Consider the following 25,929-nt stretch of genomic DNA (forward strand, 5'->3'; position numbering starts at 1 on the left):
GAGGGAGACCGTCATGCTGCGTGCCCCGTTGCTCGCCGCCGCCCGCTCGAAGGGCATCCGGCGGCTCGTCGAAGCGGTGCCCGCCACGCGATCGGTGGTGCGCCGCTTCGTGGCCGGGTCCGAGACCGCCGACGCCGTCCGCGTCGCCAGGGAACTGGCGGCGGACGGCCGGCGGATCACCCTCGACCACCTGGGTGAGGACACCACCGACGCCGCGCAGGCGGCGGCGACGGTCGCGGCCTACGAAGCCGTGCTGTCGGCCCTGGCCTCGGAAGGGCTGGCCGAGGGCGCCGACGTGTCGGTCAAGCTGTCGGCCGTCGGGCAGTTCCTGCCGTCGGACGGCGAGGACGTCGCGCTCGAGAACGCCCGGAAGATCTGTGCCGCGGCGGACGCGGTCGGGGCGACCGTGACGCTCGACATGGAGGACCACACCACCACGGACTCGACGCTCGGCATCCTGCGGGAGCTGCGCGGCGAGTACCCGTGGGTCGGCGCGGTGCTGCAGGCGTACCTGCGGCGCACCGAGCAGGACTGCCGCGAGCTGTCCGGCCCGGGCTCGCGGGTCCGGCTGTGCAAGGGCGCCTACGCCGAGCCGGAGTCGGCCGCCTTCCCGGACAAGGGCGACGTCGACAAGTCGTACGTCCGGTGCCTGCGCGTCCTGATGGCCGGGCAGGGCTACCCGATGGTCGCCTCGCACGACCCGCGGATGATCGAGATCGCCGCCGCGCTGGCGATCGAGAACACCCGGTCGTCGGACGACCACGAGTTCCAGATGCTCTACGGCATCCGCCCGGAGGAGCAGGCGCGGATCGCGGCTTCGGGCTCGCGCATGCGCGTCTACGTGCCCTACGGCGACGAGTGGTACGGCTACTTCATGCGGCGGCTGGCCGAGCGCCCGGCGAACCTCGGGTTCTTCCTGCGCGGCCTGGCCACCCGGTCCTGAAAACACTGAAGCCGCCCTCTGCGCGAGGGCGGCTTCAGTGTGTGGTGGTGGTCAGGCTTGCTCGGTGGCCCCGGCGGCCTCGGCCTCTTCGGCCTTGCGCTTGACCTCGGCCATGTCGATGTCGCGCGCCTGCTTGATCAGCTCTTCCAGCGCGGGCTCGGGGAGCGCGCCGGGCTGGGCGTAGATCAGGGTCTTGTCGCGGATGATCGCCAGCGTCGGGATCGAACGGACGTCGAAGGCGGCCGCGAGCTGCTGCTGCGCCTCCGTGTCGACGCTCGCGAACACGATGTCCTCGTGCTTCTCCGACGCCTTCTCGTACACCGGCGCGAACTGACGGCACGGCCCGCACCAGCTCGCCCAGAAGTCGATGAGGACGAACTCGTTGTCATTGAGGGTCTGGTCGAAGTTCTCGGCGGTCAGCTCAACGGTGCTCATGACCTGGTCAACGAAGTGGGCGCGGCGGGAATTCCCGGGCGCGCGGTAGCGTCTGCTACCGAGCGAACCAGCGCACGAGGAGGACACGATGGCCGACAGCGAGATCCTGGGCCGGATCGACGAACTGATCGCGGAGGAGCACGAGCTCCGGTCGCGCTCGGTGGGCGTGGGCCTGAACGGCACCGACAAGGACCGCCTCACGACGGTCGAGCAGTCCCTGGACCAGTGCTGGGACCTGCTCCGCCAGCGCCGCGCGAAAACCGAGTTCCACGAGAACCCGGAGGACGCCCAGGCCCGCCCGGTCTCCGAAGTCGAGTCCTACCGCCAGTAACCGGCGTGATGGAGCGGTCGACACGTGTGATCAGAGGGTCGACACGCGTGATTGAAGGGTCGACACGATGCTCGACGCCGTGTCGACCCTTCAATCACGAGTGATGACTCCTCAATCACGCGTGCCGACCCGCTGATCACGGGTCAGGCGGGGCAGAGGGTGCCGTCGGCGGGGATCTTGCCGTCGATGAGGAAGCCTTGGGCCGCGTCCGTGACGCAGGGGGACGTGCCGAGCGCGCCGTGGCCCGCGCCCTGCCAGGTCAGCGTCACCGCGGACGGCATCTGGTCGGCCGCGCGGGTGGTGCCGACCTGCGGGGTGACCGGGTCGGCGGCGGTGGCCGTGACGAGGATCGGCGGCGCGCCCGTGGCGCCCGCCGGGGGCAGCGGCTCGGTCCGCACCGGCCACGGGCCGCACCAGGCCAGCTGCTGGGCCACGACCGCGCCGAACTCCGGGTACTTGGCCCGCATGCCGGCGACGACCTGGTCCAGCTGGTCGGCCGAGAGCCGGGTCTGGCTGTCGTTGCAGTGCGTCGCGATGGTGCTGTCCAGCCGGGACGGCTGGGCCCGCGAGTCGTGCAGCGCCGGCGCGGCGAACAGGGCGAGCGGCGCGATGTTCCCGCCCTTCGCCGCCACGATCGCGTCGGCCAGCTCGGCCCAGCGCGAGCGCTGCGCCAGTCCGGTGTAGACGGCGAACATCGCGATGCCCGGGCCGAACGCGACGCCGTCGTCGGTCAGCGGCGCGATGTTCTGCCGCAGCTGACCGGTCAAAGCGGCCAGCGCGGCCTTCGGGTCGCCGAGCGAGCACGCCCGGGCCGCGCAGTCGGCCGCGAAGGCGTCCAAAGTGGACTGGGCGCCGGCGGCGACGGCGTCGAGCACCGCGGCCGAGTCGGGGCCGGGGTCGGGGACGCCGTCGAGCACCATCCGCCCGACCTGGCCGGGGAAGCGCACGGCGTAGTCCGCCAGCACCTTCGAGCCGTCGCCGCGGCCGAGCGCGTTCAGCCGTTCCATGCCCAGCTGCTGGCGCAGCTGGTCGAGGTCGCCCGCCGCGCGCCAGCTGTCCAGCGCGGTCTGGGTGTCGTCCAGCTCGATGGCGCACTGCTGGCCGGCCTTGCGCGCGGCGTCCAGGACGTCCGCGAGGCCGCCCTGGGCCGGGTCGGCGTCGATCAGGTCGTGCCGGATCTCGGCCGGCACGCACTGCACGGCCCCCGACATCCCGGTGCCGCGCCGGTCCAGGCCGATCAGCGAGAACTTCTGCAGGAACGCCGGTGGCAGCGTGGCGGCGAGGCGGGCGGCCTGGATCGTGCCCGGCTCGCCCGAGACGTCGTTGACCACGACCAGCGGCACCGGCCCGTCGCCGACCTTGAGCGCCAGCAGCCGCATGACCGAGCGCCGCGGCTCGTCCGGCGCGTCGACCGGGGTCGGCACGCGGGCGCAGGTGAAGTGCAGGGTGTCCGGGACGGGCGGGGTGCCGATCCGCTGGCGGGTGTCGTCGTCGCAGTCGGACCACTTCAGCGACGACGACTGCGGCTCGCCCAGCGGCGGCAGCGGCACCGACGGCGTGGCGCTGGGTGCCGCCGACTTCGCCGGGCCGTCGTTCTCGACCAGCGCCGGGCGCACCGACGGCCCCGCGGCGCAGCCCGCGGCCGAGGCCAGGGCGAGCAGCGCGACCAGGAGACGGGAACGGCGGCGGCGCACGGGCGAAGTCCTCACGTAGATCAAGGCGGTGTTCATCGAAAGAATGGCACCTTCGAGCTTTCCACGTCCGGTGTGGGACGCGGGTTAGCGGGTGCGCACCACCTGGCCGCGGAACACGGCGTCGAGGTCGTAGCGAGCCGGTTCGTCGAGCTGGCCGTAGTCGCACGACGCGGGTTCGCGGTCGGGGCGCCACCGCACGAACCGCGCGTTGTGCCGGAACCGCGACGGCATGCCACCCTCGGTGTTCTCGTAGGCCACCTCGACGACGCGCTCGGGCCGCAGCGGCACCCAGGCGTGCTCGGTGGCGCGCCAGCGGGTGATCCCGCCGGGGATCCGCTGGGCCTCGCCGGTGGCCTTGCCGCCCCACGGGTGGTCTTCGCCGTCGGTGATCAGCGGCGCCAGCTCTTCGGCCAGCTCGCGACGGCGTTCCTTCGGGAACGACCCGATGGTGCCGACGTGGTGCAGCACGCCCGCCTCGTCGTGCAGGCCGAGCAGGAACGAGCCGACCAGGTCGCCCGGGCCGCCGTCGACGTGCCAGCGCAGCCCGGCCAGCACGCAGTCGGCGGTGCGCACGTGCTTGTACTTGAACAGCACCCGCTTGCCCGGGGTGTAGGGCTCGTCCAGGGGCTTGCCGATGACGCCGTCGAGCCCGGCGCCCTCGAACAGCTCGAACCAGTGCCGCGCCGTCTCCGGGTCGGTGGTGGCCGGGGTGAGCGAGATCCGGCCGTCGGCCAGCTTCTCGAGGCGTTCGCGGCGGGCCGAGGTCGGTTCGTCCAGGAAGGACTCGTCGCCGAGGGCGAGCAGGTCGAACGCGACGAACTCGGCGGGCTGCTCGGCCGAGAGCAGCGTGATGCGGCTTTCGGCGGGATGGATCCGCTCGGTGAGGGCGTCGAAGTCGAGCCGCCCGTCCCGCGCGACGACGAGCTCGCCGTCCAGCACGACCTTCGGCGGCAGGATCTCGAGCAGCCGCGCGACCGCCTCCGGGAAGTACCGGTTCAACGGCTTCTCCGCGCGCGACTGCAGGTACAGCTCGTCGCCGTCGCGGAACACGATGCAGCGGAAGCCGTCCCACTTGGGCTCGAACAGCAGCCCGCCGGAGTCCGGGATGGCCTTGGCGGGCTTGGCGAGCATCGGCTTCAGCGGCGGCTGCAGCGGTAGGGGCATGACGGCATTCTGCGGAACAACGCCGCTCAGCGCACGCGTTTGGCCTGGCTCGTGTCGAGCTCCAGCCGCACCGCCGCCGGCAGGACGTCCACGCCGAGCGACTCGCGCGCCCTGGTCAGCACGCGGAGGTCGAGGTCCTCCCAGACGCCCTTGAGGTCGGTGCCCTCGTGCAGGAACAGCGTGATGCGCAACGCGGGAGAAGTCCGCGAGCCGACCGCGCGGACCCGGGCGCGGCTGACGCCGTCGAGCTGCTCCGCGTCGGCCTGGACCGCACCCGCGATCGCCCCGGCGGTGACCACCAGCTCGGCGCCCTCGGTGGTGTCGAGGTCCAGGTCGGGCCGCGGTTCCGGGCGCAGCGACCGCAGCGCCCAGCGCAGGCCCAGCACCAGCAGCAGCACGCCGAGCACGATCGCGGCGATGCGGGCGGGTGTGGCGTGCCCGCCCAGCCAGTCGACGGCGATCGGGTCGAGCAGCGGGCGGCGGCCGCGGAACTCGCCGAGCCAGCCGGCGCCGACGACCAGCGCCAGTGCCCCGCCGAGCAGGGCCAGCAGCCCGACGAGGGACGTCAGCACGCGTTCGCCCGCGTACGACCGGGAAAGGGCCTTGGTGGCGGCTGACTTGCTCATCGGCGGTCCTTCGGCGAGTCGACGACGACGCTGACCTTCGGCCGCCGGGCCAGCGGGACGTCGTCGAGCAGCGTGGCGACGGTCTCCAGCAGGCGCGGCCGCAGCTCACCCTCGGTCTCGAGCCTGCTGGTCGCGCGCACCCGGACCCGCCGGGCGCTGGCGGTGACCGACGCGCCCGCGACGTTGTCCTGGGCCCGCACGACGAGCCCGACCAGCCGGGCCAGCGACCGCGGGGACGTCGAGACGCTCACGTCGTCGGCCGGGTCGGTCAGCCGGACCGCGCGGCTCCTGGCCGCCAGCGCGCACAGCAGCAGCACCAGGCCCGCGACGGCGACCACGACGGCGGCGACGCGCACGGTGTGGGCGTCCCAGCCCAGGGACGCGAGCTCGGCCTGCCAGCGCGGCCACGGCACCAGCAGCGGCCCGGAGCCCGGGTGCCACCAGTGCCAGCCGACCTCGAGCGCGAGCAGGGCCCCGGCACCGGCGAAGGCCAGGCCGAGCAGGGTGGACAGGAGACGGACGATCGGGCGCACGGCTACCGCACCCTCGGCGGCACGTCGGGCAGCAGCGCCGACACCGTCACGGCCAGCGTGCGGACCTGGTAGGACGTGATCCGCTCGACCTCTTCGACGACCCGCTCGCGGACGTCGCCGACGACCGCGCGCACCGCCGCCGGGTAGTGCAGGGCCAGCTCCAGCGCCAGGTCGACGTCGTTGTCGTGCCCGCCGACCCGCGCGTTCGCGCCCTTCTTGCCGGCCCGCGCGGTGCCGGGCACCTGGTCGGCGGCGTGCTGGGCGACCTTGCGCACCACCGCGTGGCCGATGGTGAGGGTGCCGCGCTCGTCCGGTTCGGCGAGCTCGCGCGGCACGTCGAGGAGCCTGCTCACTTGTCGCGGCCCTTCCCGAACAGCTCGCCGAGGTCGAGCTCGCCGTCGAGGACCCGGCCGGCCACCAGGCCGATGATCCCGACGGCCAGGGTCACCAGGAACGCGGTGAACCCCTGGGTCGCGGCCAGGCCGAGGATGAGCCCGGCCAGCAGCCCGGTCTTCGTTGCGTTCACGTTGTCCTCCTAGGACGGGGAGAAGTGGTCACGGGGAAGGTCACTGCACTCGGGGCGGACGGCGACGACGGCGGAGCCGCGCGAGCACGGCGGCGACCCCGCGGCGGTTCACCACGAAGCGGATCGGCGCGTCGAACCGGGGATCGTCCACATCGGAGCGCCCGGCCCGGAACCGCGCCAGCCCCTCGGCGAACTCGGCCGGGTCGCCGCCGACGTCGGGGTGGTGGGTGCGCACGAACTCCCGGAAGGCCGCGCGGGCCTCCGGGTCGTCCCGCGCGCGCCCGGTCACTCCACCCGCGACGGGAGCTCGGGCTCGTCCTCGCCCGGCAGGTGGATGTCGTTGACGGCGATGTTGACCTCGATCACCTCGAGCCCGGTGATCTGCTCGACGGCGGTGATCACGTTGCGCCGCACCGCGCGGGCGACGTCGGCGATGCGCGCGCCGTACTCGACGACGACGTCGAGGTCGATCGCGGTCTGCTTCTCGCCGACCTCGACCGACACGCCGGACGTGGTGACCGTGCCGGAGCCGGGGATGCGCTCGCGCAGGGCGCTGAACGCCCGCGACATGCCGCCGCCGAGTGCGTGCACCCCGGTGACCTCACGGGTGGCCATGCCGGCGACCTTCTGGACCACCAGCGACGAGATCGTGGTGCGGCCGGCGGCGCCCTCCTCGTTGAGCGGGGTCACCGTGCCGGGGCTTTCGGTCCGTTCCGGATGCATGCCTGGAAGCTCCTCTCGAGCGGTCTTGTCGTCCCTACGATGCCCGCGACCACGGGGCCCTCACGCAAGGTCACCCGTTCGGGGGAATGGTCAGCCGGGGTGGACGTCGACCACGTGCACGTTCACCGCCGTCGTGACGCCGAGCTGGCGGGACAGCTCGGCGGTGATCTCCCGCCGCAGCGTCTCCGCGGCTTCGTCGGCCGCGACGCCGAAGCGGACCGAAACCAGCACCTGGACGACCTCCTCCTCGACGGCCACGGCCGAGATCCGGACACCGGCCGGGGCGCGGGCCCCGGCGATGGTGCCGGCCAGCCGGACGACGACCTGCTCGGTCACCCGGAGCCGGCCGGCCTCGCTCGGCACGTCCAGCGCCGTCCGTCGGCCGCGCGCCACCGCGCGCAGCACGCGTTCGACCAGGCCGGGCGGGGTCGGCACGCGGCGCCGGGCGGCCGCGCGCACCGCGTCCCAGCGGGGGTCCTGCTCCGGGTCGGTTTCCGGCGCCATCACCGCTCCCTCAGCTCGGCGAGCAGCGCCACCCTGGCCCGGTGCAGGCGGGAGCGCAAGGCGCCGACGTTCACGTCGAGTACTTCCGCGACCTCTTCGTAGCTCAGCCCCTCCAGCTCGCGCAGCACCAGCGGCACCCGCTGGGACAGCTCGAGCCTGCCGATCGCGCGCAGCACCGCGTCGACCTCCTCGGCGCGCACGACGCGCCCCTCGGGCCCGGGATCGGCCGCGGCCAGCAGCGCACTGTCCAGAGTGGACTTCCCGGCGGGTTCGGGCGCGTCCAGCGAGATCGTCGGCTTCCGGCGGCGCAGGATCGCGAGCGCGCCGTTGGTGACGACGCGGTAGAGCCAGGTCGACACGGCCGACTCGTGCCGGAAGCTGCCCAGCGAGCGCCAGGCGGCGAGCCACGCCTCCTGGACGACGTCCTCGGCTTCGGCGGCGCTGCCGGTGATCCGCAGCGCCACCCGGTACATCCGCGGGGTGTGCCGCCGCACGAGCGCGCCGAACGCGGCTTCGTCGCCCTCGGCGGCGCGTTCGACCAGCGTGACGTCGTCGCTCATCCGGCGCCCCGGCGGTAGCGCAGGAGCGTGAAGCCGTCCTCGACGAGCACGGAGGCGAGATCCATCCGGCGTGGCACGGCGGGCGCCGGACCCGCGGCGATGCGCCCGGCCCCGCCCGCCACGAGCAGCGGCGCGACGGTCAGGCACAGCTGGTCGACGAGGTCGGCGGCGATCAGCTCGGCGAACAGGCGCGGGCCGCCTTCGCAGTCGACGCGGTACAGGCCGCGCCCGGCCAGCAGCTGCAGGACGAGGGTGACGTCGACGTCGTCATCTCCCGCGCGGAGTACCTCGACGCCTTCGAGGTGCCCGGTGTCGGCACCGGTCGTGGTGACCACGATCGGGGGCACGATCGTGTCGGTGAACAGCGGAGAGTGGGGGTCGAGGTCCGCGGTGCGCGTCACGACGGCGATCGGCGGGACGGTCGTGAAGCCGAGACGGCGGCGCCGCTCCAGCCGTTTCGCGCCCGCGCGGACCCCGCGGTAGTTCTCGGCGCGCGCGGTGCCGGCGCCGACGAGGATCACGTCGCAGAGGTCCCGGCCCAGCAGGAAGACCTGCCGGTCGGCGGCGTGCGAGAGGCCAGCGGACGTCGTGTCGACCTCGACGGCGCCGTCGGCGGAGGAGACGAAGTTGACCTGCACCCAGGGTCGGTCCAGTGCCTCCGGGTAGGCGTAGATCGCCTCCAGGTCGGCTCCGGTCAGCTCGCCCGGTGATGGTGGCCACACACTCCGCACCCAGTCATCCCAACATGGCCCGAAACCCGTTCTCTACCGGGGGATACGGCTACTCACCGGTGATCCTGGGCCGCCGAGGCGGCGGATAGGCTCTGCGACCATGCCCGCGCACCTGACCGACCGCCGTCCCGAGCTCGGCGCCGACGAGCTGATCACGGCGCTGGTGCCGCCGCCGCGTTTCGACGCGGTGCGGTTCGACACCTACATCCCGAACCCGGACGAGCCCAGCCAGGCCGCCGCGGTCGAGGCGTGCGCGGCGTTCGCCGAGCGCGTCGGTGCCCGTGCAGCGAAGAAGAAGTTCCGGCTCTTCGGCGGCGGCTCGTCGGCGCCGCAAGGTCCGATGGGGCTCTACCTCGACGGCGGGTTCGGCGTCGGCAAGACCCACCTGCTGGCCTCGACGTGGCACGCGGCGCCGTCCCCGAAGGCGTACGGCACGTTCGTCGAGCTGACCCACCTGGTCGGCGCGCTGGGCTTCGCCGAGGCCGTGCGTCGGCTGTCGGAGCACCGGATCCTGGCCATCGACGAGTTCGAGCTGGACGACCCGGGCGACACGACCCTGGTCACCCGGCTGCTGCAGGAGCTGATGGACGCCGGGGTGTACATCACAGCGACGTCGAACACCCTGCCCGAAAAGCTCGGCGAAGGGCGCTTCGCCGCGGAGGACTTCCTGCGCGAGATCCAGACGCTGTCGGCCCGGTTCGGCGTGGTGCGCGTCGACGGCCCGGACTACCGGCACCGCGGCCTGCCGGACGCGCCGCCGCCGGTTTCGCCGGACGAGCTGGAAGCGTCCGTCGCGGCGCACGAAGGGTCCACTGTGGACGACTTCGACGCGCTGTGCGCGCACCTGGGCGAACTGCACCCGTCGCGGTACGGGAAGCTGCTGGACGGCGTCACCCGCGTGCACCTGCGCGGCGTCCACCCGGCGCCGGACCAGAACGTCGCGCTGCGGCTGGTCGCACTGGCCGACCGGCTCTACGACCGGGCGATCCCGGTCGTCGTCTCGGGCGACCCGCTGCCGTCGCTGTTCACCGAGGAGATGATCGAGGGCGGCTACCGCAAGAAGTACCTGCGCGCGGTCAGCCGGTTGACGGCACTGGCACGCGACGCGGCACAGACCACGTGACGAGCACGACGGCGACCGCGAACAGCGTGCCGCCGACGACGTCGGTGAGGTAGTGGTAGCCCATTCCCACCAGCCCGGCCGCGGCCGCCAGCAGGGCCAGCGCGCTCAGCACGACGACGTAGGTCCTGCGCGTGACGAGCACCAGCACGGTCAGCACCGAGACCAGGCCGACGGTGTGGCCGCTCGGGTAGACCAGCGTGTCGTTCTTCCACCGGTCGTACACCGGCTTGAGCAGCCAGGTGTTGAGCAGGATCGCCAGCACCGGCCCGGCCACCGCGAGCGCGGCCTCGAGCCGCCGCCCGGCGCGCAGGCACAGGAAGATGGCGACGACGCCCAGGGTGACCACGACGTACGGCTCGGTCGTCAGCACCAGGACCTGCGCCGCACCCGGCCCCAGGTGCGCGACGGCGGCCGCGGCGGCCGAGTCGAGGGCGCCGGGCGTCGTGCCGCCGGCGAACGGGAGCCCCAGCAGCAGGGCCAGCAGGCCGCACACCGCGGCGGCCACCCACATCGTCCTCACCCGTGCGAGCGTAGCCGTGACCGGCGGGTTCGATGACTTCGGTGATGCCGCGCCGCCGCGGGCGCGGGCCACGAGGTGACGGCCGCGGCAGCCGGCCCGGGAGCAGCGGCGCCGAGGGCTTCCGGTCCGGTCAGCTCCCCGAGAAGGCGGCGTGGTCGGCTTCCGTCCGGTCGGCGTACCGCACGGCGTACGCGCCGATCGCCTCGTCCAGCTCCGAGTCGTCGGCGAAGTAGCCGGACAGCAGCTGCGGGTGCAGCGAGCGCGTGTGGGCGCGGGCCAGCAGCGCGCCGGCGAGCCTGCCGTAGTCATCGAGGTGGTCCTTCTCCAGCTCCGCCGGGTCGATGTCGCCCTTGAGGTTCCGGAACTGGCGGACGATGAACGGGACGCCGTCGATCGTGGTCCAGCCGAGCAGGATGTCGGTCTCGGCCTGCACGAGCCGGGCGCCCTCGACGATCCGGCGGCCTTCGTGCTCGGCCGCGGGGAGGCCGAGGTACGGCGCGAGTGCGGGCGCCTGGGCCTGTTTCACCTGCAGCACCAGGTCTTCGTCGTCGTTTCCGTGCAGCAGCGCGACGTAGCTGCGGAGGCCGACGCTGCCGGTGCCGACCACGCGGAAGGCGACGTCGGCGAGCCGGTAGCGCGAGATCAGCGTCCGCCGGGACTCGCGCAGGGTGTCCACATAGGACACCAGTCCGGCGGCGACGGCCTCCGCGGTCGCCTCGTCGACGTGCGTCAGCACCGGCGGATCCTCGACGAACCGGTGCCGCGCCAAGCCGGTCTCGTGGTCGTCGACGTGCTCGGTCCACTTCGCGACGACCTTCGCGCTGTCGTTCTTGCGAGCCTTCTCGGCGGCGTCGGCGAAGTCGTCGATCAGCTCGTCGGCGCGGGCCTTCGACAGCACCGACGAGTCCGGCAGCGCGTTCCACGAGCGCAGGAACGGCAGCTCGGCCAGCGCGCGGATGGTCCGCCGGTACGACTTCGCCGCGTCCTCGGCGGCTTCCCGGCAGCCGGACTCGCCGATGCCGCCTTCACGGCCGGCGAGCACCAGGCTGGCCGCGAGCCGCTTGAGGTCCCACTCCCACGGGCCGGGCACGGTCTCGTCGAAGTCGTTGATGTCCATCACGATCTTGCCCTCGGGCGTGCCGTAGAGCCCGAAGTTCGCCGCGTGCGCGTCGCCGCAGAGCTGCGCGGTGAGCCCGGAATCGGGCGTGCCGGCGAGGTCGGCGCCCATCAGCCCGGCGGCGCCGCGGAAGAACGTGAACGGCGAGGCGAGCATGCGTTCCCGGCGCAGCTCCGCCAGCTCCGGCAGCCGCCCCTCACTGCTGGCTTCGAAATACTGTTCCGGGCTCGGCCGATCCGTCCCGGCGGCTTCGTGGTCATGCGCGGTGACCGGGGTCTTCTCCCGGAGCCGCTTCCCCTGCTCGTACAGCTCGGCCGGTGTGACGCTGTCCGCGCCGACCAGCGGCCGCTCGACCCAATCCCCTGATCCCATACCCGTCCAACGCCCGATCCGCCCGGTTAGCTCCCGAATGCCGTGAAGGCCACCTTGAGGGACTCAGAGTCCCTCAAGGTGGCCTTCACGGCATTTCGAGCAGAGTTCGTTCCGGACGCCGCCGGGGCGGGAGGCTCACCCGGCGGCGTCCGGTGGTTCAGGGGCGGATCACCGTGGCGATCGCGTCGATGCCGCGGTCCAGCTCCTCGCGGGTGATCACCAGCGGCGGCGCGACGCGCAGGGTGCGCTCGTGCGTCTCCTTGCACAGCACGCCGCGGGCGGCCAGCGCCTCCGAGGCTTCGCGTCCCGACGGGCCGCTGGGGGCGATGTCGATGCCCGCCCACAGGCCGCGGCCGCGGACCTCGGACAGCCCGGTCCCGACCAGCTCGGTCAGCCGGGAGTGCAGGTGGGCGCCCAGGTCGGTGGAGCGCTGCTGGAACTCGCCGGTCCGCAGCAGCTTGACGACGGCGCGCCCGACCGCGCACGCGACCGGGTTGCCGCCGAAGGTCGAGCCGTGCTCGCCCGGCTTCAGCACACCCAGGACGTCCCGGCTGCCGACGACGGCCGACACCGGCAGGATGCCGCCGCCGAGGGCCTTGCCCAGCGTGTAGACGTCGGCCCGGACGCCCTCGTGGTCCAGCGCCAGCACGGTGCCGGTGCGGGCCAGGCCGGACTGGATCTCGTCGGCGATCAGCAGCACGTTGTTCTCGTCGCAGGCCGCGCGGACGTCGGCGAAGTAGCCCTCCGGCGGCACGATGACGCCGGCCTCGCCCTGGACCGGCTCGAGCAGCACGGCGGCCGTGCGCGGGGTGATCGCGTCGCGCAGCGCGGCGGCGTCGCCGTACTTCACCGTGACGAAGCCCGGGGTGAACGGGCCGAAGTCGGCGCGCGCGGTTTCGTCGGTGGAGAACGACACGATCGTCGTGGTCCGGCCGTGGAAGTTCGAACCGGCCACGATGATCTCGGCGGTGCCGTCCGGCACGCCCTTGACCTTGTGCCCCCACTTGCGGGCCAGCTTGACGGCGGATTCGACGGCCTCGGCGCCCGAGTTCATCGGCAGCACCATCTCGGTGCCGGTCAGCTCGGCCAGCTCGCGGCAGAACAGGCCCAGCTGGTCGTGGTGGAACGCCCGCGACGTGAGCGTGACGCGGCCGAGCTGCGCGACCGCGGCCGCGATCAGGTCCGGGTGGCGGTGGCCGAAGTTCAGCGCCGAGTAGCCCGAGAGGAAGTCCAGGTAGGACCGCCCTTCGACGTCGGTCACCGTGGCCCCGGAGGCTTCGGCGATCACGACGGGCAGCGGGTGGTAGTTGTGCGTGCTCCATTGCTCGTCGAGCTCGATGAAGCTCGCGGCGGAGGGGGCGGCGGTCTCCCGGCCGGCGAACGTCGTCATACGTTCAGGTTAGAGGCAGTACACGCAGACTTCAGCCGGGAATCATTGCTTTCACCCGTTGTTCGTTGCGCAGTATCGATCGCCGACCCCCGAAACGCTGCGCGGCGGTTGACGCGAGCATCGGTAAGTCATAACTTACGGTTCGTGGCGACTTACGGAAGCGACCAGCTGGCCGCGCTGGCCGACCCGTCGCGGCGCGCGATCGTCGAAGCGCTCCGCGCCGGGCCGCGCGCGGTCGGGGAGCTGGCCGCGGACCTGCCGATCAGCCGCCCGGCCGTCTCCCAGCACCTCAAGGTGCTCAAGGAGGCCGGCCTGGTCGCCGACCGGGCGGCGGGCACGAAGCGGCTCTACCGCCTCGAACCCGACGGCATCGCCGCGGTGCGCGCCTACCTCGACCGCATGTGGTCCGACGCGCTGAAGTCCTTCGCCGAGCTGGCGGAAGCAACCGAAGAGGAGCAGCCATGACGCTGGAGCCGATCCGCAAGACGATCACCGTCGCGTGCTCGCGCGAGCACGCGTTCAAGACCTACACCGAGGCCTTCGACAGCTGGTGGCCGCGCGAGCACCACCTCGGCGAGGCGGATCTCGCCGAGGTCGTCCTCGAGCCGAAGCCGGGCGGCCGCTGGTACGAGCGGCTGACCGACGGCTCCGAGTGCGACTGGGGTGAGGTCCTCGTCTGGGAGCCACCCGCCCGAGTGGTTCTGTCGTGGCGGATCGACGGCGACTGGAAGGCCGACCCGGACCCGGCACACGCCAGCGAGATCGACGTCCGCTTCATCGAGGAAGGGCCGCGCAGCACGCGCGTCGAGCTGGAGCACCGCGGATTCGAGCGGCACGGCGAGACCGCGGCGAAGGTCCGTGACGGCGTCTCGTCCGACGGCGGACACGGCGGCCTGCTCAAGCTCTTCGCCGAGAAAGCCGCCGCCTGACTGGTTATCGTCACGGGATGGCCAAGAAGGACGATGGAAGCCGGGTCCGGGACGCGCTCCGGGTCACCGGGGAGCTGCCGGACCCGGGCTCGGCGCCGGTCGGGCCCGGCAAGAAGCCCAAGGCCCTCGCGAAGCTCGACGACGCGGGGCAGCGGCTGGCCGCGCTGCAGGAGGCGCTCTACGCCGAGGGGGTCGGCGGCGGGAGCCGCAGCGTCCTGCTGGTGCTGCAGGGCATGGACACCTCGGGCAAGGGCGGCACGGTCTCGCACGTGCTCGGCCTGGTCAACCCGATGGGCGTGCACTACTCGGGGTTCAAGGCGCCCACCCCGGCCGAGCGGCGCCACCACTACCTCTGGCGGATCCGCAAGCAGCTGCCGGTGGCCGGCCAGATCGGCGTGTTCGACCGCTCGCACTACGAGGACATCCTCGTGCCGCGGGTGTCCGGGCTGCTCAGCGCGGCCGAGCGGCGGCGCCGGTACAGCGAGATCAACGCGTTCGAGCAGGAGCTGGCCGACGCCGGCACGACCGTGGTCAAGGTGTTCCTGCACATCTCGCCCGAGGAGCAGCTCAAGCGGCTGAAGGCCCGGCTGGAGACGCCCGACAAGCACTGGAAGTACAACCCGGGTGACCTCGAGGCGCGCTCGCACTGGCCGGCCTACCAGGAGGCCTACGCCGACATCTTCAAAAAGACCTCGACGGACCACGCGCCGTGGCACGTCGTGCCCGCCGACCACAAGTGGTACCGGAACTGGGCGGTCGCCGAGCTGCTCATCGAGACGCTCGCCGAGCTGGACCCGAAGTTCCCCGAGCCGGGCTTCGACGTCGACACCGAGCTGGCCAAGCTGAAGGGTGTTGGCGTACCGGCGTGAGCGTCTGAAAGAGTGCGGGCGTGACCGATGTCGACGATCTCCCGTTCCTCCGCAAACAGGCCCGTACCCAGCGCTTCACCCTCGGCGCGCCGAAGGCGTTCCGGGTCGCCCCGGACGGTTCGCGTGTGCTGTTCCTGCGCGCGGAGTCGGGTACCGACCCGCGGCACAGCCTGTGGTCGGCCGACCTCGCGAGTGGTGCCGAGACGAAGCTCGTCGACGCCGCCGAGCTGCTGCCCGGCGAGGAGGAGCTGCCCGCCGAGGAGCGCGCGCGGCGCGAACGGGCCCGCGAGACCGGCGGCGGGGTCGTGCACTACGGCGTCGACGCGGGCTTCACGGTCGCGGCGTTCTCGCTCTCGGGCAAGCTCTACACCCTGGATCTCGCGTCCGGCGACGTGACACTGCGGGTCGACGGCTCGGTCGTCGACCCGCGCCCGAACCCGGCGGGCACGCACGTCGCGTACGCGCAGAACCGGCAGCTGCACGTGCTGGAGCTGGCCACCGGCGAGGACCGGGTGCTGGCCGGCGAGGAGGACGAGGACGTCACCTGGGGGCAGGCCGAGTTCATCGCCGCCGAGGAGATGGACCGCACCCGCGGCTACTGGTGGGCCCCCGACGGCGCGAGCCTGCTGGCCGAGCGCGCCGACCGCGGCCCGGTGCCGCGCTGGACCATCGCCGACCCGGCCAACCCGCAGAATCCGGCCAACGTCGTCGCCTACCCCGCGGCCGGGACCACGAACGCGCTGGTCAGCCTCGCGATCCTGGGTCTTGACGGCGCGCGCGTCGACGTCGCACCGGGGGAGTGGGAGTACCTCGCCTCGGTGCACTGGTCGGCGGGCGGCGCGCCGCTGCTGGCCGTGGAGCCGCGCGACCAGACCCGGATGGACGTGCTCGCCCTCGACGTCACCGACGGCTCGACGTCGGTCGTGCACACCGCGTCCGACCAGCACTGGATCGACATCGTCGGCGGCGTCCCCGCGTGGACGCCGGACGGGCGCCTGGTCACCGAGCGCCTGGTCGACGGCGACCACCGGCTCTACGTCGGCGACGAGGCGGTCACCCCGGCCGGGCTGCAGCTGCGCGGCGTGCTCGACGTCGGTGACGAGCTGCTCTTCAGCGCGTCGGACGAAGACTCGACGCAGATCCACGTCTACCGCACGGAAACCGGCTCGGTGCGCCGTCTGTCCACTGTGGATGGTGTGCACCACGGAGCCGGGAACGCCGGTGTCACGGTGCTTTCGTCGTGGAGCCTGGAGCACAGCGGCCCGCGTGTCGCGGTGCTGCGGGACGGCTCGGAGGTCGCGTCGATCGCCGTGCACACGGTCGATCCCGACATCGTGCCGAACCTGACCTGGCTGACGCTGGGGGAGCGCGGCCTGCGCGCGGCCCTGCTGCTGCCGCGCGGGTACGAGCCCAGTGAGGGCAAGCTGCCGGTGCTGCTCGACCCGTACGGCGGCCCGCACGCCCAGCGCGTGCTGCAGAGCCGCAACGCGTTCCTGACCTCGCAGTGGCTGGCCGACCAGGGGTTCGCGGTGCTCGTCGCCGACGGCCGCGGCACGCCCGGGCGCGGCGCGCGGTGGGAGCGGGAGGTCCACGGCCGCCTCGCCGACGTCACGCTGCAGGACCAGGTCGACGCCCTGCAGGCGGCCGCCGCGCGGTTCCCGGAGCTGGACGTCGAGCGCGTCGCGATCCGCGGCTGGTCCTACGGCGGTTACCTGTCCGCGCTGGCCGTGCTGCGCCGCCCGGACGTCTTCCACGCGGCGGTCGCGGGCGCGCCGGTCACCGACTGGTCGCTCTACGACACGCACTACACCGAGCGCTACCTCGGGAAACCGCAGGACGATCCGGAGAGCTACGCGCACAACTCGCTGATCGAGGGCGCTGGGGAGCTGAGCCGGGCGCTGCTGATCGTGCACGGGCTGGCCGACGACAACGTGTTCGTCGCCCACTCGCTGCGGCTTTCGTCGGCGCTGCTGGCGAAGGGCCGCCCGCACGTGTTCCTGCCGCTGGCGGGGGCCACCCACATGACACCGCAGGCCGAAGAGGTCGCGGAGAACCTGATGCGCACCCAGGTCGACTGGATCCTGCGTGAGCTTTCCGCCGTGGACAAGGAGACCGCATGAGCCGCTGGGGCATCACGATTCCGCTGACCGGCGTGCCGCTGACGGCGCACCGCGAGCTGGTCGAGCAGCTGCCCGACCTGGGCTACACCGACGCGTGGACGGCCGAGACCGCGGGCACCGACGCGTTCACGCCGCTCGTGCTCGCGTCGCAGTGGGCGCCGCAGCTGCGGCTCGGCACGGCGATCGTGCCGGTCTACACGCGTGGCCCCGGCCTGCTGGCGATGCAGGCGGCGACCGTGGCGGAGCTGGCGCCGGGCCGGTTCGTGCTCGGCATCGGCGCGTCGTCCCCGGTGATCGTCTCGAACTGGAACGCGGCCCCGTTCGAAGAGCCGTTCAAGCGGTCTCGCGACACGCTGCGCTTCCTGCGTTCGGCGCTGACGGGGGAGAAGGTCAGCGAAAAGTACGACACGTTCTCCGTGAGCAAGTTCCGCCTGGAGCGCCCGGCCGACCCGCCGCCGTCGATCATGCTCGCCGCCCTGCGCCCCGGCATGCTGCGCCTGGCCGCCCGCGAGGCCGACGGCGCCATCACCAACTGGCTGGCCGCCACGGACGTCCCGAAGGTGCGCTCTGTCGTCGGCCCGGACGTCGAGCTGGCGGCCCGGATCTTCGTCTGCCCCACCGAGGACGCCGCCGCGGCCCGCGGCCTGGGCCGGATGCTGATCTCGAGCTACCTGACCGTCCCGGTGTACGCGGCGTTCCACGACTGGCTCGGCCGCGGCGAGGCCCTCGCGCCGATGCACGAGGCGTGGGCCGCGGGCGACCGGCAGAAGGCCAACCAGGTCATCCCCGACTCGGTGGTGGACGAGCTGGTGGTCCACGGCAGCCTCGACTCGTGCCGCGAGCAGGTCCAGTCCTACGTGGACAACGGCCTGACCACCCCGATCATCGCCCTGCTCCCGACGGGCGGTGATCCGTTCGAGCAGGTCCGCGCGCTGGCCCCGCGCTGACCGAAGCCGCATTTTCACCCGCCGGGGGTTGCGCGGCGGGCTCCGGGTGCGCAGGCTCGACAGCGTGAGCGAGCACGAGTACGACCTCATCGTCATCGGTTCCGGCCCGGGCGGGCAGAAGGCCGCCATCGCGGCGGCGAAACTGGGCAAGAAGGTGGCGGTCGTCGACCGGCACGACATGGTCGGCGGGGTGTGCGTCAACACCGGCACGATCCCGTCCAAGACGCTGCGCGAAGCCGTCCTCTACCTGACCGGCATGAACCAGCGCGAGCTGTACGGCGCCAGCTACCGGGTCAAGCAGGACATCACCATCGCCGACCTGCTGGCGCGCACCCAGCACGTCGTCGGGCGCGAGGTCCAGGTGGTGCGGGCGCAGCTGATGCGCAACCACGTCGACCTGATCGCCGGCACCGGCTCGTTCGCCGACCCCCACACGGTCATCGTCGACGGCAAGCACGCCGGCGACCGCCGGACCCTGACCGGGGACTACGTCGTGATCGCCACGGGCACCCGGCCCGCGCGGCCCGGGCACGTCGACTTCGACGCCGCCCGGGTCCTGGACTCCGACGAGATCCTGCGGCTCGAGCAGATCCCGTCGTCACTCGTGGTGGTCGGCGCCGGCGTGATCGGCATCGAGTACGCGTCGATGTTCGCCGCGCTCGGCTCGCGCGTCACCGTGGTCGAGCAGCGTGACCAGATGCTCGACTTCTGCGACCCGGAGATCGTCGAGTCCCTGAAGTTCCAGCTGCGCGACCTCGGCGTCACGTTCCGCTTCGGCGAGAAGGTCGCCGACGTCGCGGTGTCCGACGACGCCACGATCACGACGCTGGTCAGCGGCAAGCGCATCCCGGCCGACGGCGTGATGTACTCCGCCGGCCGCCAGGGCATGACCGGCGCGCTCGCGCTGGACGCGGCCGGGCTGGCCGCGGACGAGCGCGGCCGCCTCGTCGTCGACGAGTACTACCGCACCGAGGTCCCGCACATCTACGCGGTCGGCGACGTGATCGGCTTCCCGGCGCTGGCGGCGACGTCGATGGACCAGGGCCGGCTCGCGGCCTACCACGCGTTCGGCGAACCGGCGAACGGCCTCGGCGCGCTGCAGCCGATCGGCATCTACACGATCCCGGAGATCTCCTACGTCGGCTCGACCGAGGCACAGCTGACGTCGTCTTCGGTGCCGTACGAGGTGGGCATCGCGCGCTACCGCGAGCTCGCGCGCGGCCAGATCACCGGTGACAGCTACGGCATGCTGAAGCTGCTGGTGTCCACAAAGGACCGCAAGCTGCTCGGTGTGCACGTCTTCGGCACGGGCGCGACGGACCTCGTCCACATCGGACAGGCGGTCATGGGCTGCGGCGGCACGGTCGACTACCTCGTGGACGCGGTGTTCAACTACCCGACGCTTTCGGAGGCCTACAAGGTCGCGGCGCTGGACGCGCACAACAAGATCCGCGCGCTGGACCGCTTCACCGCCTGAGATGCGTCCACTCCGCTCCCGGCGAACGCGTTTGACACTCGACTAGAACATATGTTCGACTGACGTTGTGCGATGGGATCGGCAGCGAGCAGGGGAGGGTGAGCCGGCACTGCCCGGGCTCGAGGGCCTGGTGCGCTCCGTGCGGTCACCGGAATTCGACGGCGTCACCTTTCACGAGGTGAACGCCCGCTCGGTGCTGAACAAGGTGCCCGGGGGCTCCGGGGTGCCGTTCAACTGGACGGTGAACCCCTACCGCGGGTGCTCCCACGCCTGCACCTACTGCCTCGAAGGCGGCACCCGGATCCTGCTCGCCGACGGGCGGACGCGGGCGCTGTCCGAGCTGAAGGCCGGCGACGAGATCTACGGCACCCGCGGCCACGGCGCGGCCCGGCGGCTGGTGCCAACCAGGGTGCTCGCGCACTGGACGACCCTGCGCGACGCCTACCGCGTCACCCTGGAAGACGGCACGCGGCTCGTCGCGAGCGGCGACCACCGGTTCCTCACGTCGAAGGGCTGGAAGCACGTCACCGGCAGCAAGCTCGGCGCCGCGCAGCGCCCACACCTGACCCCGGGGACCGAGCTGATCGGCGTCGGCCGGTTCGCGCCGACGCCGGACGAAACCCTCGGCTACCGCGCCGGCTACCTGTGCGGGATGCTGCGGTCCGGTGGGTTCGCCGCGGAACCGGACGCGGCCGCGCGGGCGGTGGAGTACCTGCCGGACTTCGGGGCGTCGGTCGGGTTCCTGAAGGTGCCGTCCGACCCGGACGCGCACTGGCGGCGGGGGTTCCTGGCCGGTGTCTTCGACCTCGCCGGCAGCCACGGCCGCGGCATGCTGTCGATCGCGCACGACGAGCCGGAGATCGCCGACGCCTTCGCCGCGGCGCTCACGGCGTTCGGCTTCGCCCACCAGCTCGACGAGGTGCCGAAGTTCCCGACGCGCCAAGAGGTCCGGCTGCTGGGCGGTGCGGCCGAGGTGCTGCGGTTCCTGCACCTGAGCAACCCGGCGGTCGGCTGGAAACGGTCGCTCGACGGCTCGGTGATCGGCGCCAGCAGGCGGCTCGTCGAGACGATCGAGCCGCTGGGGTTGCAGCTCCCGCTGTTCGACATCACCACCGGCACCGGCGACTTCATCGCCGACGGCATGGTGTCGCACAACTGCTTCGCCCGGAACACCCACACCTACCTCGACTTCGACGCCGGCCACGACTTCGACACCCAGGTGGTCGTCAAGATCAACGCCCCGCAGGTGCTGGCGGCGCAGCTGAAACGGCCGTCGTGGCGGCACGAGCACGTCGCGATGGGCACCAACACCGACCCGTACCAGCGCGCGGAGGGCCGCTACCGGCTGATGCCGGGCATCATCACCGCGCTCGCACGCTCCGGCACGCCGTTGTCGATCCTCACGAAGGGCACCGTGCTGTCCCGGGACCTGCCGCTGCTGCAGGACGTCGCCCGGGACGTCCCGGTGAGCCTGGCGGTGTCGATCGCGCTGCTCGACCGCGAGCTGCAGCACCGTCTCGAGCCGGGCACGCCGAGCCCGCAGGCGCGGCTGGAGCTGGTCCGCAAGGCCCGCGAGGCCGGGCTGCCGTGCTCGGTGCTGGTGGCGCCGGTGCTGCCGTGGCTGACCGACTCCGCCGAGGCCCTCGACGCGCTGTTCGCGCGCCTGGCCGAGGTCGGCGCGTCGAGCGTCACGGTGATCCCGCTGCACCTGCGCCCGGGTGCCCGCGAGTGGTTCGGCCGCTGGCTGGCCGGGACGTACCCGGCGCTGGTGCCGCGCTACCGGGAGCTGTACGCGAAGGGCAGCTACGTCCAGAAGGCGTACCGCGAGCGGCTCGGGGAGCGGGTCGCGCCGCTGCTGCGCCGCCACGGCCTGGCCCCGAAGACGGGCTACGACCCGCGCGGGCAGGAGCCACCGCCGCCCCCGCCGCCTGACGATCCTCCGGTCGTGGAGCAGCTTCGCCTGCTGTGACGGTGGGCCGGTGGGGTGCGCATTCAGTTCGGCGACGTCTCGGCCGCGGAGCAGCTACGCCTCCTGTGCGCGGACCCGCTGGACGACTCCGCTGCGGGAGGCGGCCGTGCAGGTCTGAGCGCCGGCTCGCTGAAGTGCGTAGGTCGTGAGGGGCACCTTCATGGTCGTAAGCGCCCTGAGGGTGCCCCTCACGACCTACGGGCCAAGGCGCGGGGCGGCTCGGCAACTCGGGTGTGGTGGTGAATTTGCGCCGGCTCGCGGCGGCGGCTCGCTGAAGCGCGTAGGTCGTGAGGGGCACCCTCATGGTCATAAACGCCCTGAGGGTGCCCCTCATGCGCATGGGCCGAGGCGCGGGCGGCCCAGCAACTCGGGTGTGGTGGTGAATTCGCACCGGCTCGCGGCGGCTCGCTGAAGTGCGTAGGTCGTGAGGGGCACCCTCATGGCCTCAAGCGCCCTGGGAGTGACGGTCGTCGGACCGGTGTCGCGGCACCCATGGCGGCCGAACCGCGCTCCGCCCAGCGGCGCCTCGGCGACGCAGCAGCTCCGGTTGCTGTGACGGTCTTCGGGCCGATGTCGCGGAACCGACGACAGCCAACCCGTGCGGTGCCCGTTCAGTGGGAAGTCGACCCGGCCGCGGGCGACTCCCGCTACGCTGACGGCGCCGGGGCGCGGACCCAGCCCCGGCGCTTTGACTGTCCTTTATGGACCACAGTTCCGGTACGTGATCCTCCCACCGGGCGGCCGTGTGAGTGAGGCCGTCACCCCGGACACGGTTCCGCTGCACCGTTCGCCGTAACCCGGGGGCGCTTGCGTGGGCCGTGTCGGTGGCTTCCGGGAAAATGTCCGATCGTGTCGTTGTCCGTTCCCCTCACCGGCGCCTAACGTCGAAGGGATCGAACCGAAAGGAGCCGGACGTTGACGACCTCGCATACCGACCGTGTCGCGGCCGCCCGGCTCGCGTGGGCCGCGCTGAAGCTGACCCGGGCCGGGCGTCACCCGGTGGGCGTCGACCGGCTGGCCGCGACCGTCGGAGTCGCGCCGGCCGAGGCGCGGCGGCTCGTCGAACTGATCGGGTTCACCCTGCACCGCGACCTCGTCTCGACCGGCCCCGCGCCACGCGGCGCCCAGCACCGGCTCGAGCCGGCCGAGGGCACCCTCGGGGCGGGCCCGGACGGCTCGGTCGACATGTTCCTGCTGGCCATCGCGACCAACGAGCGGGTGCACGCCGTCGCGACCTGTCCCGTCACCGGCACGCGCATCCGCATCGAGCTCACCTCGTGGGGCATCCTGCAGGCCGACCCGCCGTCGGCCGTCGTCGCCGCGGTCGACCTCGGCTTCGGGCTCGACCGGGCCGACGCCGTCGCCTGCGCCGGGCAGCCGTTCTTCGCGTCGGCGTCGGCGGCCGCGAACTGGCTGGTCTCGCACCCCGGCGGCCGCATCTACCAGGTCGCCGCCTACCTCGCCCAGGCCCACCGGCTGGTGGCCGCGCTGGAGGCCCGCCCGAAGTTCGTTCTTTGACACCTGGCAGCGTCGTACGCTGGGCGGTTCGTTAGCCTTTCCAGGCAGCGAGAACCGCCCATGTCGAAGGAGAGCAGTCGCAGTGCTCCGCACTCACAACGCCGGCACCCTGCGTGCCGAGCAGGCCGGACAGACCGTCACCCTCACCGGATGGGTGGCCCGGCGGCGAGATCACGGCGGCGTCATCTTCATCGACCTCCGCGACGCGAGCGGGGTCGCCCAGGTCGTCTTCCGCGAGGGTGAGATGGCCGAGCGCGCCCACGCGCTGCGCTCGGAGTTCTGCGTCAAGATCGTCGGCGAGGTCGCGAAGCGCCCCGACGGCAACGCGAACGCCGAGATCCCGACCGGCGAGATCGAGGTCCTCGCGACCGAGCTCGAGGTGCTGTCCGAGGCCGCGCCGCTGCCGTTCCCGATCGACGACCGGGTCGACGTCGGCGAGGAGATCCGCCTCAAGCACCGCTACCTCGACCTGCGCCGCAGCGGCCCGGCCGCGGCCATGCGGCTGCGCAGCGAGGTCAGCCGCGCCGCCCGCGAGGTGCTGCACAACCAGGACTTCGTCGAGATCGAGACGCCGACGATGACCCGCTCCACCCCCGAAGGCGCCCGCGACTTCGTGATCCCGGCGCGGCTCAAGCCCGGCTCCTGGTACGCCCTGCCGCAGTCGCCGCAGCTGTTCAAGCAGCTGCTCATGGTCGGCGGCATGGAGCGGTACTACCAGATCGCGCGCTGTTACCGGGACGAGGACTTCCGCGCCGACCGGCAGCCGGAGTTCACCCAGCTCGACATCGAGATGAGCTTCGTCGAGCAGGACGACGTCATCAAGGTCGGCGAGGACATCGTCACCGCGCTGTGGAAGCTGATCGGGCACGAGATCCCGCGGCCGATCCCGCGCATCACCTACCACGAGGCCATGGCCAAGTACGGCTCGGACAAGCCGGACCTGCGCTTCGACCTCGAGATCACCGACATGACGGAGTTCTTCGCCGACACGCCGTTCCGCGTGTTCCAGGCGCCCTACGTCGGCGCGGTCGTGATGGCCGGCGGCGCTTCCCAGCCGCGCCGCCAGCTCGACGCGTGGCAGGAGTGGGCGAAGCAGCGCGGCGCGCGCGGCCTCGCGTACATCCTCGTCAACGAGGACGGCACGCTCGGCGGCCCGGTCGCCAAGAACCTGTCCGAGACCGAGCGCGAGAACGTCGCCAAGGCGGCGGGCGCCCAGGTCGGCGACTGCGTCTTCTTCGCCGCCGGCAAGGCCGCGAGCACGCAGCCGCTGCTCGGCGCCGCGCGCGACGAGATCGGCAAGCGCCTCGGCCTGATCGACGAGGACGCCTGGTCGTTCGTGTGGGTCGTCGACGCGCCGCTGTTCGCGCCGGTCGAGGACATCGGCGACGACGTCGCCGTCGGCTCCGGCAAGTGGACCGCGGTGCACCACGCGTTCACCTCGCCGACCCCGGAGTGGATCGACAAGTTCGAGCAGGACCCGGGCAACGCCCTGGCCTACGCCTACGACATCGTCTGCAACGGCAACGAGATCGGCGGTGGCTCGATCCGTATCCACCGCGGTGACGTGCAGAAGCGCGTCTTCGCGCTGATGGGCCTCGGCGAGGAGGAGGCGCAGGAGAAGTTCGGCTTCCTGCTCGACGCCTTCGCCTTCGGCCCGCCGCCGCACGGCGGCATCGCCTTCGGCTGGGACCGCATCGTCATGCTGCTGGCCAAGGCCGACTCGCTGCGTGACGTGATCGCGTTCCCGAAGACCGGCGGCGGGTACGACCCGCTGACCGCGGCGCCCGCGCCGATCACCGCGCAGCAGCGCAAGGAGGCCGGCATCGACGCGAAGCCCGCCGCTCCCGCCGCGCAGAACTAGTGCTGCACCTGAGGGCCGTGTGCCCGCAGGAGAAGACCGCCCCGGCGCTCGACATCCTGCGGGCCCACGCCGGCACGGCGCACCTGGTCGTGCACCGCGGCGTCGCCGTGTCGCCCGAGGGTGACCTGGTCGAGGCCGACATCGCCCGGGAGGCCGCGGACGAGATCGTCGCGGCGCTGTGCGTGCTCGAGCTCGACCGCACCGGCGGGATCACCCTCGAAGCGCTCGACACCGCGCTGTCCGACGCCGCCGACGCGGCCGAGGAGAAGGCACCGGGGGAGGGCGCCGACGCCGTCGTGTGGCAGGAGCTGCTCTCGCGCACCGGCGAGGAGTCGCGGCTCAACGTGACGTTCCTGGCGTTCCTCACCATCGCGTGCCTGCTCGCCTCGGTCGGCGTGCTGACCGACTCGGCGGTGACGATCGTCGGCGCGATGGTCGTCGGGCCCGAGTTCGGGCCGCTCGCGGCGCTGGCGGTCGGAGTGGTGCTGCGGCGGTGGGACCTGGTGCGGCAGGCGGGCGTGGCGCTGGGCGTCGGCTTCCCGCTGGCCATGGTCGTCACGCTCGGTGGCGCGCTGCTGGTCCGGGTGACGGACGTCTTCGGCGCGCAGGCGTTCGAGTTGAAGCAGCACAACGAGGTCGACTTCGTGTTCTCGGTGGGCGTACCGTCGCTGGTCGTGGCGATGCTCGCCGGCGCGGCCGGGATGCTCGCCATGACGTCGGCGAAGTCGGCCGCGCTCGTGGGGGTGTTCATCTCGGTGACCACGGTGCCGGCCGCGGGATACGCGGTCGTCGCGGCCGTGGCGGGGGAGTGGAGCAGGTGTCTCCAGTCGATCGGCCAGCTGCTGGTCAACCTTCTCGGAATCGTTGCAGCAGCGGCAGTTGTGTTGATCGTGCGCCGGAATGGGCACCGTTCCCCGGAGGGGCTGCGCCCGCTTTCACCCGGGTGA

The 25,929-nt window shown here is 72.5% G+C and carries 28 protein-coding genes; 13 read left to right on the top strand and 15 right to left on the bottom strand.

Going from position 1 to position 25,929, the window contains the following annotated elements; all coding sequences use genetic code 11:
• The first annotated feature begins 13 nt into the window (after positions 1-13).
• Positions 14-943, top strand: coding sequence for a proline dehydrogenase family protein (locus ACIOD2_RS29430; RefSeq protein ID WP_400544887.1), 930 nt, complete (start codon positions 14-16; stop codon positions 941-943).
• 51 nt (positions 944-994) lie between these two features.
• On the opposite strand, the gene trxA is transcribed toward ACIOD2_RS29430, so the two are convergent.
• Positions 995-1,378, bottom strand: a complete 384-nt coding sequence (gene trxA, locus ACIOD2_RS29435; RefSeq protein WP_400544890.1) for a thioredoxin — start codon at positions 1,376-1,378, stop codon at positions 995-997.
• A gap of 88 nt (positions 1,379-1,466) precedes the next feature.
• On the opposite strand from trxA, the gene ACIOD2_RS29440 reads away from it, so the two are divergent.
• On the top strand, positions 1,467-1,709 hold the full coding sequence (locus ACIOD2_RS29440) for a DUF2630 family protein (protein ID WP_323335156.1): 243 nt from the start codon (positions 1,467-1,469) through the stop codon (positions 1,707-1,709).
• Positions 1,710-1,852: 143 nt separating this feature from the next.
• Here ACIOD2_RS29440 and ACIOD2_RS29445 read toward each other — a convergent pair whose 3' ends face one another.
• The 11 genes from ACIOD2_RS29445 to ACIOD2_RS29495 form a co-directional block, all read right to left on the bottom strand.
• Positions 1,853-3,439, bottom strand: coding sequence for an alpha/beta hydrolase (locus ACIOD2_RS29445; protein ID WP_400544893.1), 1,587 nt, complete (start codon positions 3,437-3,439; stop codon positions 1,853-1,855).
• 48 nt (positions 3,440-3,487) lie between these two features.
• Positions 3,488-4,567, bottom strand: a complete 1,080-nt coding sequence (locus ACIOD2_RS29450; protein ID WP_400544896.1) for an ATP-dependent DNA ligase — start codon at positions 4,565-4,567, stop codon at positions 3,488-3,490.
• Positions 4,568-4,593: 26 nt separating this feature from the next.
• On the bottom strand, positions 4,594-5,193 hold the full coding sequence (locus tag ACIOD2_RS29455) for an alkaline shock response membrane anchor protein AmaP (protein ID WP_400544899.1): 600 nt from the start codon (positions 5,191-5,193) through the stop codon (positions 4,594-4,596).
• Entirely contained in the window at positions 5,190-5,726 is a 537-nt protein-coding gene (locus ACIOD2_RS29460; RefSeq protein WP_400544902.1) for a DUF6286 domain-containing protein, read from the bottom strand. Before ACIOD2_RS29460 ends, ACIOD2_RS29455 begins: the two co-directional genes overlap by 4 nt.
• Positions 5,727-5,728: 2 nt before the next feature.
• A complete protein-coding gene (locus tag ACIOD2_RS29465; RefSeq protein WP_400544905.1) occupies positions 5,729-6,079 on the bottom strand; it encodes a hypothetical protein in 351 nt (116 codons plus the stop codon).
• Positions 6,076-6,252, bottom strand: a complete 177-nt coding sequence (locus ACIOD2_RS29470; RefSeq protein WP_247011731.1) for a hypothetical protein — start codon at positions 6,250-6,252, stop codon at positions 6,076-6,078. Before ACIOD2_RS29470 ends, ACIOD2_RS29465 begins: the two co-directional genes overlap by 4 nt.
• A gap of 40 nt (positions 6,253-6,292) precedes the next feature.
• On the bottom strand, positions 6,293-6,541 hold the full coding sequence (locus ACIOD2_RS29475) for a hypothetical protein (protein ID WP_400544908.1): 249 nt from the start codon (positions 6,539-6,541) through the stop codon (positions 6,293-6,295).
• Positions 6,538-6,975, bottom strand: a complete 438-nt coding sequence (locus ACIOD2_RS29480) for an Asp23/Gls24 family envelope stress response protein (protein WP_400544911.1) — start codon at positions 6,973-6,975, stop codon at positions 6,538-6,540. Before ACIOD2_RS29480 ends, ACIOD2_RS29475 begins: the two co-directional genes overlap by 4 nt.
• A 90-nt stretch (positions 6,976-7,065) precedes the next feature.
• Positions 7,066-7,479: an Asp23/Gls24 family envelope stress response protein gene (locus ACIOD2_RS29485; protein ID WP_400544914.1), complete on the bottom strand. Its 414-nt coding sequence runs from the start codon at positions 7,477-7,479 to the stop codon at positions 7,066-7,068.
• Positions 7,479-8,039, bottom strand: coding sequence for an RNA polymerase sigma factor (locus ACIOD2_RS29490; protein WP_400544917.1), 561 nt, complete (start codon positions 8,037-8,039; stop codon positions 7,479-7,481). The genes ACIOD2_RS29485 and ACIOD2_RS29490 overlap by 1 nt, the downstream gene beginning before the upstream one ends.
• Positions 8,036-8,770 carry a pyrimidine reductase family protein gene (locus tag ACIOD2_RS29495; protein ID WP_400544920.1) on the bottom strand — a complete coding sequence of 245 codons (735 nt, stop codon included), beginning with the start codon at positions 8,768-8,770 and terminating at the stop codon, positions 8,036-8,038. Before ACIOD2_RS29495 ends, ACIOD2_RS29490 begins: the two co-directional genes overlap by 4 nt.
• Positions 8,771-8,870: 100 nt before the next feature.
• Here ACIOD2_RS29495 and zapE point away from each other — a divergent pair, with 100 nt between their 5' ends.
• The gene (gene zapE / locus ACIOD2_RS29500; RefSeq protein WP_400544923.1) at positions 8,871-9,893 is read left to right on the top strand and encodes a cell division protein ZapE; all 1,023 of its coding nucleotides are present in this window, start codon (positions 8,871-8,873) and stop codon (positions 9,891-9,893) included.
• Here zapE and ACIOD2_RS29505 read toward each other — a convergent pair.
• The 3 genes from ACIOD2_RS29505 to rocD form a co-directional block, all read right to left on the bottom strand.
• Entirely contained in the window at positions 9,847-10,398 is a 552-nt protein-coding gene (locus ACIOD2_RS29505; RefSeq protein ID WP_400546169.1) for a phosphatase PAP2 family protein, read from the bottom strand. The two genes, zapE and ACIOD2_RS29505, sit on opposite strands and share 47 nt — an antisense overlap.
• A gap of 145 nt (positions 10,399-10,543) precedes the next feature.
• A complete protein-coding gene (locus ACIOD2_RS29510) occupies positions 10,544-11,902 on the bottom strand; it encodes a DUF2252 domain-containing protein (RefSeq protein WP_400544925.1) in 1,359 nt (452 codons plus the stop codon).
• A 157-nt stretch (positions 11,903-12,059) separates the two neighbouring features.
• A complete protein-coding gene (gene rocD / locus ACIOD2_RS29515) occupies positions 12,060-13,292 on the bottom strand; it encodes an ornithine--oxo-acid transaminase (protein WP_400544928.1) in 1,233 nt (410 codons plus the stop codon).
• Positions 13,293-13,436: 144 nt separating this feature from the next.
• Between rocD and ACIOD2_RS29520 the strand changes: the two genes are divergently transcribed.
• The 10 genes from ACIOD2_RS29520 (at position 13,437) to ACIOD2_RS29565 (ending at position 25,929) form a co-directional block, all read left to right on the top strand.
• A complete protein-coding gene (locus ACIOD2_RS29520; RefSeq protein WP_400544930.1) occupies positions 13,437-13,757 on the top strand; it encodes an ArsR/SmtB family transcription factor in 321 nt (106 codons plus the stop codon).
• Complete coding sequence (locus tag ACIOD2_RS29525) at positions 13,754-14,221, top strand: SRPBCC family protein (RefSeq protein WP_400544932.1); 468 nt, start codon at positions 13,754-13,756, stop codon at positions 14,219-14,221. Before ACIOD2_RS29520 ends, ACIOD2_RS29525 begins: the two co-directional genes overlap by 4 nt.
• A 17-nt stretch (positions 14,222-14,238) precedes the next feature.
• The gene (locus ACIOD2_RS29530; protein WP_400544934.1) at positions 14,239-15,090 is read left to right on the top strand and encodes a PPK2 family polyphosphate kinase; all 852 of its coding nucleotides are present in this window, start codon (positions 14,239-14,241) and stop codon (positions 15,088-15,090) included.
• Positions 15,091-15,110: 20 nt separating this feature from the next.
• Entirely contained in the window at positions 15,111-17,210 is a 2,100-nt protein-coding gene (locus tag ACIOD2_RS29535) for a prolyl oligopeptidase family serine peptidase (protein ID WP_400544936.1), read from the top strand.
• Positions 17,207-18,157: an LLM class F420-dependent oxidoreductase gene (locus ACIOD2_RS29540; protein ID WP_400544938.1), complete on the top strand. Its 951-nt coding sequence runs from the start codon at positions 17,207-17,209 to the stop codon at positions 18,155-18,157. The genes ACIOD2_RS29535 and ACIOD2_RS29540 overlap by 4 nt, the downstream gene beginning before the upstream one ends.
• 64 nt (positions 18,158-18,221) lie before the next feature.
• Positions 18,222-19,634 carry a Si-specific NAD(P)(+) transhydrogenase gene (sthA, locus tag ACIOD2_RS29545; RefSeq protein WP_400544942.1) on the top strand — a complete coding sequence of 471 codons (1,413 nt, stop codon included), beginning with the start codon at positions 18,222-18,224 and terminating at the stop codon, positions 19,632-19,634.
• A gap of 67 nt (positions 19,635-19,701) precedes the next feature.
• Positions 19,702-21,603 (top strand): intein-containing Rv2578c family radical SAM protein, encoded by a 1,902-nt coding sequence (locus ACIOD2_RS29550; protein WP_400544944.1) that lies wholly within the window; start codon positions 19,702-19,704, stop codon positions 21,601-21,603.
• A 915-nt stretch (positions 21,604-22,518) separates the two neighbouring features.
• Complete coding sequence (gene merB / locus ACIOD2_RS29555; protein ID WP_400544946.1) at positions 22,519-23,121, top strand: organomercurial lyase; 603 nt, start codon at positions 22,519-22,521, stop codon at positions 23,119-23,121.
• An 82-nt stretch (positions 23,122-23,203) separates the two neighbouring features.
• Positions 23,204-24,982 carry an aspartate--tRNA ligase gene (aspS, locus tag ACIOD2_RS29560; RefSeq protein WP_400544949.1) on the top strand — a complete coding sequence of 593 codons (1,779 nt, stop codon included), beginning with the start codon at positions 23,204-23,206 and terminating at the stop codon, positions 24,980-24,982.
• Positions 24,982-25,929 carry a DUF389 domain-containing protein gene (locus ACIOD2_RS29565; protein WP_400544952.1) on the top strand — a complete coding sequence of 316 codons (948 nt, stop codon included), beginning with the start codon at positions 24,982-24,984 and terminating at the stop codon, positions 25,927-25,929. The genes aspS and ACIOD2_RS29565 overlap by 1 nt, the downstream gene beginning before the upstream one ends.

The organism is Amycolatopsis sp. NPDC088138 (assembly GCF_044741685.1).
Lineage (GTDB): Bacteria > Actinomycetota > Actinomycetes > Mycobacteriales > Pseudonocardiaceae > Amycolatopsis.